Annotated in this window: 12 protein-coding genes; 11 read left to right on the top strand and 1 reads right to left on the bottom strand. The window is 60.7% G+C overall.

The window, feature by feature from the left end; all coding sequences use genetic code 11:
• Positions 1–140: 140 nt before the first annotated feature.
• From LRS06_RS14815 to LRS06_RS14770, 10 genes are all read left to right on the top strand, one after another.
• Positions 141–1,034, top strand: a complete 894-nt coding sequence (locus LRS06_RS14815; RefSeq protein ID WP_196956385.1) for an ABC transporter permease — start codon at positions 141–143, stop codon at positions 1,032–1,034.
• A 66-nt stretch (positions 1,035–1,100) separates the two neighbouring features.
• A complete protein-coding gene (locus LRS06_RS14810) occupies positions 1,101–1,418 on the top strand; it encodes a DUF3098 domain-containing protein (protein ID WP_257872181.1) in 318 nt (105 codons plus the stop codon).
• The gene (locus tag LRS06_RS14805; RefSeq protein ID WP_196956387.1) at positions 1,419–2,207 is read left to right on the top strand and encodes an undecaprenyl-diphosphate phosphatase; all 789 of its coding nucleotides are present in this window, start codon (positions 1,419–1,421) and stop codon (positions 2,205–2,207) included.
• 46 nt (positions 2,208–2,253) lie between these two features.
• Positions 2,254–3,066 (top strand): tRNA pseudouridine(55) synthase TruB, encoded by an 813-nt coding sequence (truB, locus tag LRS06_RS14800; protein WP_257872180.1) that lies wholly within the window; start codon positions 2,254–2,256, stop codon positions 3,064–3,066.
• Between the two features lie 45 nt (positions 3,067–3,111).
• Positions 3,112–4,065: a bifunctional riboflavin kinase/FAD synthetase gene (locus tag LRS06_RS14795; RefSeq protein WP_257872179.1), complete on the top strand. Its 954-nt coding sequence runs from the start codon at positions 3,112–3,114 to the stop codon at positions 4,063–4,065.
• Positions 4,066–4,296: 231 nt separating this feature from the next.
• Entirely contained in the window at positions 4,297–4,998 is a 702-nt protein-coding gene (locus tag LRS06_RS14790; protein WP_257872178.1) for a CoA transferase subunit A, read from the top strand.
• Positions 4,999–5,010: 12 nt separating this feature from the next.
• Positions 5,011–6,312 (top strand): serine hydrolase, encoded by a 1,302-nt coding sequence (locus LRS06_RS14785; protein WP_257872177.1) that lies wholly within the window; start codon positions 5,011–5,013, stop codon positions 6,310–6,312.
• 43 nt (positions 6,313–6,355) lie between these two features.
• A complete protein-coding gene (locus LRS06_RS14780) occupies positions 6,356–7,012 on the top strand; it encodes a CoA transferase subunit B (RefSeq protein ID WP_257872176.1) in 657 nt (218 codons plus the stop codon).
• A 209-nt stretch (positions 7,013–7,221) separates the two neighbouring features.
• The gene (locus tag LRS06_RS14775; RefSeq protein ID WP_231403192.1) at positions 7,222–8,844 is read left to right on the top strand and encodes a bifunctional GNAT family N-acetyltransferase/carbon-nitrogen hydrolase family protein; all 1,623 of its coding nucleotides are present in this window, start codon (positions 7,222–7,224) and stop codon (positions 8,842–8,844) included.
• A gap of 122 nt (positions 8,845–8,966) precedes the next feature.
• Positions 8,967–9,686, top strand: coding sequence for an SDR family oxidoreductase (locus LRS06_RS14770; RefSeq protein WP_257872175.1), 720 nt, complete (start codon positions 8,967–8,969; stop codon positions 9,684–9,686).
• Between the two features lie 207 nt (positions 9,687–9,893).
• On the opposite strand, the gene LRS06_RS14765 is transcribed toward LRS06_RS14770, so the two are convergent.
• Positions 9,894–10,613, bottom strand: coding sequence for an RDD family protein (locus tag LRS06_RS14765; RefSeq protein WP_257872174.1), 720 nt, complete (start codon positions 10,611–10,613; stop codon positions 9,894–9,896).
• A 260-nt stretch (positions 10,614–10,873) separates the two neighbouring features.
• On the opposite strand from LRS06_RS14765, the gene LRS06_RS14760 reads away from it, so the two are divergent.
• The gene (locus LRS06_RS14760) at positions 10,874–11,824 is read left to right on the top strand and encodes a stage II sporulation protein M (RefSeq protein WP_257872173.1); all 951 of its coding nucleotides are present in this window, start codon (positions 10,874–10,876) and stop codon (positions 11,822–11,824) included.
• Positions 11,825–11,847: the final 23 nt, after the last annotated feature.

The following is an 11,847-nucleotide window of genomic DNA, read 5'->3' as shown; positions in this document are numbered from 1 at the left end:
ATTCTACCAGAAGGCCCCTTTCCGTGCGTAACGAAAAGGAGCTTTTCACATTTCAGGGCTTGGTACGTTGCCCGAGACGGATTGCTTCGCTTCGCTCGCAATGACACTTCTTCGGTCTTAAATCGGTAGTTTTGCCCTCTATGCCTCCAACGCGCCCGACCCGCAAGAAAAAGCTTGGCTCCTATCCGCACACGATGGTGGTGTTCAGCATTACGCTGGCCTTGCTGGTCATTGGGTTGTTTGGCCTGCTGCTGCTGCACGCGCACCGGCTGTCGGAGGTGGTGAAGGAAAACCTGGAAATGCAGGTATACCTGGAGCGCGACCTGCCCGAAGCTCAGCTGCTGCGCCTGCAGCAGACCTTTGCGGCCAAGCCCTTCATTGCCTTCCGCGACAACCAGCCCCAGGTGCGGTTCCTGTCGAAGGAAGAAGGTGCCCGGCAGTTCGTGGAGCAGACCGGTGAGGACTTCCAGCAGTTTCTGGGCGACAACCCCCTGCGCGACGCCTACATCCTCAAAATTAACCCTGAGTTTACGGATAAGGCTGGCCTGGCCCGCGTGGAAAAAGAGCTGCGCGCCGAAACCGGCGTGTTCGAGGTGCAGTACGTGCAAAGCCTTATTGAATCCATCAACCACAACCTGCGCAACATCAGTCTGGTGCTGCTGGGCTTTGCGGCCGTGCTGACTATTGTGGTAGTGGTGCTCATCAACAATACCATCAAGCTGGCCTTATTCTCGCAGCGTTTCCTTATCCGGAGTATGCAGCTGGTGGGCGCTACGTCCATGTTCATTCAGCGGCCGTTTCTGCGGCGCGCTACCTGGCAGGGCTTCGTGAGCGGGCTGCTGGCGGCGCTGCTGCTGCTGGCCTTGCTGCAGTACGCCTACCTGCGCGTGGAGGAGCTACGCCTGCTCCGCGACGAGCGGCTGCTGGCCGTGCTGCTGGTGTTCCTGGTGGCGCTGGGCTCTTTTATCGGCTTTATCAGCTCTTTCCGCGCCGTGCGTAAGTACCTTCGCCTTTCCCTGGATGAGCTGTATTAAACGTGAGAAGCAAGCTTGCGCAGGCTGCTGACCAAAAACGAAAACCTAATAACGAACACCGACTTTATGGCAAATCAACGTTTCGCTTTCGGGCCGCGCAACTACCGGCTGATGTTCATAGGCCTGGCCCTGCTGGCCGCCGGCTTCATTACCATGACGCTTGACACGACCGAGTACGGCGAAGGGTTTCTGGGAATTACGCTGGGGCCGCTGCTCTTATTTGCCGGGTTCGTAGTGGAGTTTTTTGCCATTATGGCCAAGTCGGGCAACGTAACCGAGGCCGCCCCTACCACCGTAGCTGCTCCTAACACGTTTACGCCGGCGGCTCCAGCCACCCCGGCAGCTCCGGCAGAGCCGACTCGTCCTACCTACAAGCGCCCCTAGATGAGCTACTGGCATGCCCTGCTCCTGGCCATCATTGAGGGTCTGACGGAGTTTTTGCCCGTTTCCAGCACGGGACACATGATTATCGTAGCCAACCTGCTCGGCATCGGGCAGCTGACGTTTACCGATACCTATATCACCTCCATTCAATTGGGGGCCATCCTCTCGGTGGTTGTGCTGTACTGGCGGCGGTTTGTGCAGAGCTTCGACTTCTACCTGAAGCTGGCCGTGGCCTTCGTGCCCTTCGGCATCCTGGGCTTTCTGCTGAAGGATGTTATCGAAAGTCTGCTCAAGAACGTGGCGGTGGTGGCCTGGGCGCTGCTGGTAGGCGGCGTGGTGCTGGTGTTCATCGACAAAGTATTCAGCGGTCCGCGCAAGGAAGTGACCACGCCAAACTTCCGGCAGGCGCTCAAAATCGGGCTGTTTCAGTGCCTGGCGCTGGTGCCGGGCGTGAGCCGCTCGGCGGCTACCATTGTGGGCGGGCTGGCCCAGGGCTTCGACCGGCGCTCCGCCGCCGACTTCTCCTTTCTGCTGGCCGTGCCTACCATGTTCGTCATCACGGCCTACCAGCTTTACAAAACCTATAAAATAGCCCCGCCTGGCGCCGAAGACCTCAAGCTGCTGCTGTTCGGCAACGTGGTGGCCTTTATCGTGGCCCTGCTGGCCGTCAAGACCTTCGTCGATTTTGTATCGCGCTTCGGGTTCCGGGCGTTTGGGCTTTACCGCATTGTGGTGGGCGTGGTTATCCTGGTGATGATGGCGCTGGGCATCGACCTGCACGTGCTTTAAGCCGCTACCGTTTTTTCGGCCCGCGCCCCGGTGCGGGCCTTTGCTTATGGAAACTCCTTCTGCTGCCGCGTTTGATTTTGAAGCCGGCGAAGTGCTGCTCGTCGACAAGCCCCTGACCTGGACTTCGTTCGACGTGGTGCGCAAAGTCAAGAATACGCTGCGCATCAAGAAAATCGGCCACGCCGGCACCCTCGACCCGCTGGCTACCGGCTTGCTCATTCTCTGCACCGGCAAGAAAACCAAGCAGATTGACCTCATTCAGGCCCAGGAAAAAGAGTATACTGGCACCTTCCGCCTGGGTCAGACCACACCTTCCTTTGACCTGGAAACGCCCGTAGACGGTGAGCTGCCCTACGAGCACCTCACCGAGGAGCAGGTGCGCGCCGCTACCGCGCAGTTTGTAGGGCTGATTGAGCAGACGCCCCCGCTGTTTTCGGCGGTGAAGGTGAACGGAGAGCGAGCCTACGAAGTGGCCCGGCGCGGCGGTGAGGCCGAAATCAAGAGCAAGCAGGTCACCATCCGGGCGTTTGAGCTTACCCGCATCGAGCTGCCCGAGGTGGATTTCCGCGTGACCTGCTCCAAGGGCACCTACATCCGCAGCCTGGCCCGCGACTTTGGGCTGGCCCTGGGCTGCGGCGCCCACCTCACCAAGCTCGTGCGCACCCGCATCGGGGAGTACGCGGTGGCCGATGCGCTGAGCATGACGCAGCTGGAAGCCCTGCGCCCGCCCCGCCCCGAGGGCGCCGCCGACAGGCCGGAGCGGCCCCAGCGGCAGCGTCAGCCGGAGCGCCGGGCCGGGCTGGAGTATTTTCAGGCAACCAGCACCCCGCAGGCGCCCGACGCGGCCGCTTCTTCGTAGAACCGGGCTGACTTTCCACCGTACCTTTTCACCTTTTCCCTGCTGATGCTCGTCGTTCGGGACCCCGCGCAGTTTCCTTTTCTCGGTCAGGCCGTGGTGACCAGTGGTACCTTCGATGGGGTGCACCTGGGGCACCAGAAGATTCTGCAGCGCCTGCTGGAAGTGGCCCGGCAAAGCGGCGGCCCGGCTGTGGTCATCACCTTCTGGCCCCACCCGCGCCTGGTGCTGGCCCCACCACCCACGCACCCCCAGCCCCAGGATCTGCACCTGCTGAACACCCTGGAAGAGCGGGCCCAGAAGCTGGAAGATTTTGGCGTCGACTACCTGCTCATCGTACCCTTCACCAAGGAATTTGCGGCTCTTACCTCCGAGGAGTTTATCCAGCAGGTCCTGCTCCAAACGGTGGGCACCGGCAAGCTCGTCATCGGCTACGACCACCGCTTTGGCCGCAACCGCGAAGGCGGCTTCGACTACCTCAGCCAGCACGCCGACCGCTACGGGCTGACCGTGGAGGAAATTCCGCGCGAGGACGTGGACGCCGTGGGCGTGAGCAGCACCCGCATCCGCCGCGCCCTGGAAAGTGGCGACATTCTCACGGCCAACCGTTACCTGGGCTACCCCTACCCGCTCACGGGCACGGTGGTACGCGGGCAGCAGCTGGGCCGCACCATCGGCTTCCCCACGGCCAACATCGTGTGCGACGAACCCTTAAAGCTGATTCCGGCCCGGGGCGTGTACGCGGTGATGGTGACGACGGCGGCCGGCACCGTACACCAGGGCATGCTCAACATCGGGGTGCGCCCCACCGTGGGCGGGCAGCTCAGCCAGACCACCGAAGTCCATCTGCTCGATTTCGACGACGACCTGTACGACCAGCTGCTGTCGGTGCAGTTTGTGGCCCGCCTGCGCGACGAGCAGAAGTTCAGTGGCCTCGACGCCCTGAAAGCCCAGCTGGCCCTCGACGCGGACAATGCGCGGCGGCATCTGGTAGGCGGGTAAGAACAAAGCACTGTTATGGCCGCGCTTCGCTCGCCATGACAGTGCTTTTCAGAACCAGACGCACTCTTTCACCAGAAAGCCCTTACTCGTCGCGCACGGTTAAGGGCTTTTCACATTTTGGGACTTATCATATTGCATAGGACGGATGGCTCCGCGCTGCTCGCCATGACAACTCGCCATTCCTCATTCCTTTATTACCTTCCCGCTCCCAAACCCACCCAACTCTGACGTATGATAAACAAAGTAGTGGCCGGCCCCCAGGCGGCCCTGGACGGCCTCACCGACGGCATGACGCTCATGCTGGGCGGCTTCGGCCTGTGCGGCATTCCCGAAAATGCCATTGAGGAAATTCTGCGCCGCGGCGTGCGGAACCTCACCTGCATCAGCAACAACGCCGGCGTCGACGACTTCGGCATCGGGCGCCTGCTCCAGACCAAGCAGGTGCGCAAGATGATTTCCAGCTACGTGGGCGAAAACGCCGAGTTTGAGCGCCAATTGCTGAGCGGGGAGCTGGAAGTAGAACTGATTCCGCAGGGCACCCTGGCCGAGCGGTGCCGGGCCGGGGGCGCGGGCATCCCGGCCTTCTATACCCCCGCGGGCTACGGCACCGAGGTAGGCGAAGGCAAGGAAAGCCGCGAGTTCAACGGCAAGATGTACCTGCTGGAAACCGCCCTGCACGCCGATTATGCCCTGGTGAAAGCCTGGAAGGGCGACACGGCCGGCAACCTCATCTACAAAGGCACGGCCCGCAACTTCAACCCCATGATGGCCACGGCCGGCAAAATCACGGTGGCCGAGGTGGAGGAGCTGGTGCCCGCCGGGGAGCTGGACCCCAACCAGATTCACACGCCTGGCATTTTTGTGCAGCGCATTTTCGAGGGCCAGAACTACGAGAAGCGCATTGAGCAGCGCACGGTGCGCTCCACTGTCTAACCCCAACGGCGGATGAAAACCCAACTCTTCGGCCTGCTCCTGCTGCTGAGCATCAGCGGTAGCACTCTGGCCCAACCCACGGTACTGCGCGAAGCCAAGCCGCAAGCGGTGGGCGTAGCCCCGGAGCGGCTGCAGCGCGTCGACCAGCTGCTGCGGGATTTTACGGCGGCCAATTACGCGCCGGGCGCTATTGCGCTGGTGGCTCAAAATGGTAAAATTATCTACCATAAAGCCTTTGGGGTGGACGATGTAGCTACTAAAAAGCCTCTAAAGACCGATGCCATTATGCGCATTGCGTCCCAAACCAAGGCCATAGCCAGCGTGGGTCTCATGCTGCTCTACGACGAAGGACGGTTTCAACTCGACGACCCGGTTTCGAAGTACATTCCCGCGTTTCGGAACCCGAAAGTCCTGACGTCTTTCAACGAAAAGGACTCCACCTACACCGCCGCACCGGCCAAACAAGAGGTAACTATCCGCCATCTGCTCACCCACACCTCGGGCATTGGCTATGCCACCATTGGCAGCAAGGAATCCAACGCTATTTATGCCAAGGCCCATATTCCGAACGGCATTGGCACGCCCAACGGCAACCTGGCCCGCTCCATGCAGGCCCTGGGCGCACTGCCGCTGATGCACGAGCCAGGCACGAAGTTCACCTACGGGCTGAACACGGATGTGGTGGGCTACCTGGTGGAGGTGCTGTCGGGCCAGCCGCTGGATACCTTTTTGCGCACCCGCCTGTTTGAGCCGCTGGGTATGCGCGACACCTACTTCTACCTGCCCGACAACAAACAAGCCCGCCTGGCGGTGCTCTACACCGAGGACGACGCCAAAAACACGGTGAAAGCGCCGGCAAAGAATGGGCTGGGCGTCAACCCCGACTACCCGAAGCTGGCCGGCACTTACTTCTCTGGCGGCGCGGGCCTGTCGTCTACCATCTACGACTACGCCGTTTTCCTGCAGATGCTGCTCAACGGCGGCGAGTATAACGGACGACGTTTCCTGAAGCCCGCCACCGTGCAGCTGATGACCACCAACCAGATTGGCGACGTAAACCAAGGCGCCAATAAGTTTGGGCTGGGGTTTGGCCTCGTCACGGCGGCCGGGGCCCGGCAGATGGAGCTGGCGGAGGGCTCCTACGAATGGGGCGGCATCTTCGGCACTTCGTACTGGGTTGATCCGAAAGCCAGGCTTGTGGTTTTGCTTTACACTCAGAAGTTTCCCAACAGCCACGGTGAGCTGACCAACCAATTTCGCCACCTGGTATACGAAGCCGTAACGGTGCCCAAGGCCGCACAGCCTGCCCGGTAGCTCCAACTCAACGCGCATTTCCCACCTACCCCACCCTCCCCCTATGCTCGACAAACACGGTATTGCCCGGCGCATTGCGCAGGAAGTTCAGAACAACTCCTACGTCAACCTGGGCATCGGCATTCCCACGCTGGTGGCCAACTACATTCCCGACGGCATCAACGTGGAGCTGCAAAGCGAAAACGGCCTGCTGGGTATGGGCCCCTTCCCCACTGAAGCCGAAGTAGACCCCGACCTCATCAACGCCGGCAAGCAAACCGTCACCACCTTGCCTGGCTCCAGCCTCTTTTCCTCGGCCGACTCCTTCGCCATGATTCGCGGGGAGCATGTGGACCTCACCATCCTGGGCGCCATGGAGGTGTCGGAAAACGGCGACATTGCCAACTGGAAAATTCCCGGCAAGATGGTGAAGGGCATGGGTGGCGCCATGGACCTGGTGGCCTCCGCCAAGAACATCATCGTGGCCATGCAGCACGTAGCTCGCGACGGTAGCTCCAAGCTTCTGCCCGCCTGCACCCTGCCCATTACCGGCCTGCGCTGCGTGAAGAAGATTGTAACCGAGCTGGCTGTCCTCGACGTGACTCCCGACGGCTTCGTGCTGCGCGAGCGGGCTCCGGGCGTGTCGGTAGAGCAAATTAAAGCCGCTACCGCCGGCAAGCTGGTAGTGCCCGCCGAGGTGCCTGAGATGCAGGGCGTATAACTATTTGCCTGCTTGGCAGGTTAACATGCTACCGCCCGGTGCCCGCATGGACATCGGGCGGTTTGCGTTCCAGTGCTTTAAATCCAACGCAACGCCTGCCCAAGCCGTACCTTTGGACTAAGACTTTTGCTTCGACCTATGCCTGCTTCTAACAATAAAACCGGCGGTAGCCACGCCAAAAACAAACGGTGCCCGCCGTAGCTGAGCGCATGACGCCCACGGCGGTGCCCGCTCACAAGCTGGTGCTGCGCACCCTGCGCAAGAGCGACTACAAAGCCGTGCGCGACATCATGGACAAGGTATACTCCAATATGGAAGGTGCCTGGGCCCAGGATGAGTACAACAACCTACTGCGCAAGTTCCCCGAAGGCCAGATCTGCATCGAGGACAATGGCATTGTGGTGGCTGCCGCGCTGGCCATCATCGTGCAGTACTCCGACTTCGGCGACCGGCATACCTACTCCAAGATTACCGGCAACGGCAAGTTCAACACGCACAATGCCGACGGCGACACCCTCTACGGCGTGGACGTGTTTGTGGACCCCGAGTACCGCAGCCTCCGCCTGGGCCGCCGCCTCTACGACGCCCGCAAGGAGCTGTGCGAAAACCTGAACCTGCGCGCTATGGTGGCCGGTGGCCGGATTCCCGGCTACGCGGCCTATGCCAATGAGATGACGCCGGCCAAGTACGTAGAAATGGTGCGCAACAAGGAAATTACCGACCCCATCCTCACCTTCCAGCTCTCCAACGAGTTTCACGTCCGCAAGATTATCCGCGGCTATCTGCCCTACGACTCCGAGTCGAAGGCCTTTGCCACGCTGCTGGAGTGGATCAACGTGTACTACGATGAGGACGTGGACAAGCTGATCGGCAACCAGAAAAGCAACGTGCGCCTGGGCATTGTGCAGTGGCAGATGCGCGCTACCCGCTCCCTGGAAGACCTGCTCCAGCAGATTGAGTTCTTCGTGGATACGGTGAGCGGCTACAAAGCCGACTGCGTGCTGTTTCCGGAGTTCTTCAACGCCCCCCTTATGGCCCTCACCAACGAGGACTCCCCGGCCGTGGCCATCCGGGCCATGGCGGCCTTTACCGAGCCCATTCGCACCAAGATGATGGAGCTGGCCGTGAGCTACAACATCAACATCGTGGCGGGCTCTATGCCAGTGTACGAGGATGGCAAGCTGCACAACGTGGCCTACCTCTGCCGCCGCGACGGCACCGTGGATGAGCAGTACAAGCTGCACGTAACCCCCGATGAGGCCTCCTATTGGGGCATGCGCGGCGGCGATAAGCTCAAGTGCTTCGATACGGATTTCGGCAAAATCGGCATCCTGGTGTGCTACGACGTAGAATTCCCCGAGCTGGCCCGCATGCTTTCAGATGAAGGCGTGAAAATTCTGTTCGTGCCCTTCTGGACGGACACCAAGAACGCCTACCAGCGCGTGCGCATCTGCGCCCAGGCCCGCGCCATCGAAAACGAGTGCTACGTGGCCATTACGGGCTCGGTGGGCAACCTGCCCCGCGTCGAGAACATGGACATTCAGTACTCGCAGAGCGCCGTGTTCAGCCCCTCCGACTTTGCCTTCCCCCACGACGCCATTGTGGCGGAGGCCACGCCCAACACCGAAATGACCCTCATTGCTGACCTAGACCTGGACCTGCTCAAGGACCTGAACACCAGCGGGGCAGTTCGCAACCTGCGCGACCGGCGCAAGGACCTGTATTCGTTGAGCTGGACGGTAAAGAAAGCCGAGCGCGACGACGAGCTGCTGGCCCAGGGCGAAGAGCGGGCCCCTCGGGTAAGCAAGCGCAAGGCCGTGGCGGCTGGCTAAGCAGCCTTCATCAGCACTTATTTTCAACAAACGTACACGGCTGCCCATTGGGTGGCCGTATATGTTTGCCAGGTTTTGTAAACTGCGCTCCGCAACCTGATTTACCTTCTCTCTTTCGACTTATGAAACGCGTCCTCATTACCGGAGCCAACCGAGGCCTGGGCCTGGAGCTGACCCGCCAGTACCTGGAGCGCGGCGACACCGTGTTTGCCACCTGCCGCCAGCCCGCCGCCGCCCAAGACCTGCAAACGCTGCAGGGCCTGCACGCCGGCCGCCTGCACGTCATTGCCCTTGATGTGACGGACGCGGCCACGATGGTAGCCGCCCGCAAGACCGTGCGCACTGTATCGGCGGGCCTGGATGTGCTCATCAACAACGCTGGTATTCTGCCCGGCGCCGGCCCCGAGGACCCCGCTCCCCAGCGCCTGGGCCAGCTCTCGGCCGATAATGCCCTGCAGGTGATGCGCGTGAATGCCATTGGCCCGCTGCTGGTGGCTCAAACCTTTCTCGACCTGCTGAAGGCCGGCGACAAGGGCCGTATCGTAAGCTTGTCGTCGGGGTTAGGCTCCATTACGTGGAAAGCTTCGGGCGAGCATTATCATTACTCCGCCAGCAAGGCTGCCCTGAATATGTACATGCGGGCGCTGGCCGCCGAAATCAGCCAGTACGGCCTGGTTTCGGTGCTGGTAGACCCTGGCTGGCTGCGCACGGGCATGGGTGGCAGCACCGCCGGCCTCCCGCCCGCCGACTCGGCCCGCGGCATCATCCGCCTTATTGACCGCCTCTACATGGAAGAAAACGGCTCTTTCGTCACCTGGCAGAACCAGCCCGTGCCGTGGTAGCGGTGAGCTGGTGAAATAGGGAGTTTGACGTTCTGCTGGCGCGGCTTTGCGCAAGTGGCGTCATCCATTTAACTCACTACCAACCCGCGCTTAAGTAAAAAGCTCCTGACGTTTTATGTACGTCAGGGGCTTTTTACATTATAATGCTTAGCACGGCTCAGAGCGGATGGTTTCGCGTCGCCCTGACAGCTTTAGTCACCTGCTTACTCATTCACCGCTCGCCAGGTGGGCATGGTCCCGGATGATGGTGCGCAGGAAAGCTTCATCGGGAATTTCGGTTTGGATGCCGGTGAGGTTTTTCACCTTGTTGGCGACTTCGTTGAGCAACAGGTAGTTTTCGCGCTCCAGGCCCTTGTAAAGCAGCTGGCGGATGGTGGCCACGTCGTGGTCGGCGAGCAGCGACGCCTGGGGGAATACCACCACGTAGCTGGCCTGGGGAAACTGCGGAGCCAGGGCGCCACCGGGCTGGCGCGGCTTTGTGCTGATGACGGCTGTGCCGGCGGCCATGTCCCCGAGGCGCTGGCCTTTGCCGCCGGCTACTATCGCAATAATAGCCACCAGGCCATACATCAGCGACACATCGATAGGGCGCAAAAGCCAGCGCAGCAGGTAGTCGCCGAAGCGGGGCGTGGTGCCATCAATCCGGATGACCTTGATGTGGCGGGCTTTCTTGCCAATGGTCTGGCCGTTGAAAAAGACCTCGCAAACCACGTCGTACAATAGGTAGGGAAGCGCCATGAGTACAATACCCAGCCCGATCATAACGTTTTTGCCGGGCTCAAGCCAGGATAACAGTAAAAACAGCACTATGATCCAGGCGAAAAGCACCAGATAATCGATGATAGTCGCCAGGATCCGCTCACCTACGCTGGCGGTTTCGTATTCGAGGGAAACGTTCTGGGTGGTCTGAACGCGAATTGTACTCATACAGGCAGAGAAGGATAGATACTACCGGCCGCGCGGCCAGCCAAACGGACTCGTTAGGGGTAATTGACGCGGTTTGGAAATTTTCCGGTGCCGGAATAGCTACAGGTCAGGAAAAACGCGCATCTTCGTTTGTTTTCCCGGTTCGCAAATTACCAAGTATTCTGCCGGAAGCCAGCATTTTTCACGCCCGTAAACAAATCGGCGCCGCTGCCCTGGCGGTAGTTTCTCTTCAACCCGGCCAGTTATAGCCAGCTATTCTTATGCGCGAAGCGGTATTTATGCGGCAAAATGAGGAGCGCTGGAAGCAGTACCAAGCCAGCCCCCCAGCCAGCCCCGACGACCTGGCGGCCCGTTTCGTAGCCCTCACCGACGACCTGGCCTACGCCCAGACGTTCTATCCCGGCTCGCCCACTACCCGCTACCTCAACGACCTGGCCGCCCGCCAGCACCAGGCCATTTACCGCAACAAGCCCGAGAAAACCAACCGCTTCCGGGCGTTCTGGCAATTGGAACTGCCCCTGCTGGTGGCCCGCCACCACGGCACGCTGGCCCTCAGCCTGGCCTTGTTTGTGCTCTTCACCTTCATCGGAGCCTTGTCGGCGGCCTACGACGACACGTTTGTGCGCGTGGTGCTGGGCGACGAGTACGTGAACCGCACGCTGGCCAACATTGAGCGCGGCGACCCTATGGCCGTGTACAAGAGTATGGACGAAACGCCCATGTTCCTGGCCATCACCGTCAACAACATCTACGTGTCGCTGCTGACCTATGCTATGGGCGCGCTGGCCGGGCTGGGCACGGTGTATATGCTGTTTCAGAACGGGGTGATGCTGGGTGCCTTTCAGCATTTCTTTTATCAGAAAGGCCTGCTGCTGCCTTCTATCCTCACCATCTGGATTCACGGCACCCTCGAAATTTCGGCCATTGTGCTGGCCGGGGGCGCGGGCCTCGTCATGGGCCGCAGCCTGCTTTTCCCCGGCACCTACTCCCGCCGCGACTCTTTCCGCCAAGGCGCCCGCGACGGGCTGAAGCTGGCCCTAGGGCTGGCCCCGATATTTGTGGTAGCCGGCTTTCTGGAGGGCTTTGTGACGCGCCACACCGGCATGCCGCTGCCTTTGAGCGTGACTATTATAGGGCTGTCGGCTGCGTTTATTGTCTGGTACTTTATTGTCTATCCTATCCGGCTGCAGCGCCGCCTGGCTGCCAGCTAGGCCGAGGCCATTATTCTATTCGC

The sequence above is a fragment of the Hymenobacter sp. J193 genome (assembly GCF_024700075.1).
In the GTDB taxonomy this organism is placed as follows: domain Bacteria; phylum Bacteroidota; class Bacteroidia; order Cytophagales; family Hymenobacteraceae; genus Hymenobacter.
The sequence above is the reverse complement of the archived record's forward strand: the minus strand, read 5'-3'. Positions and strand labels throughout refer to the sequence as shown.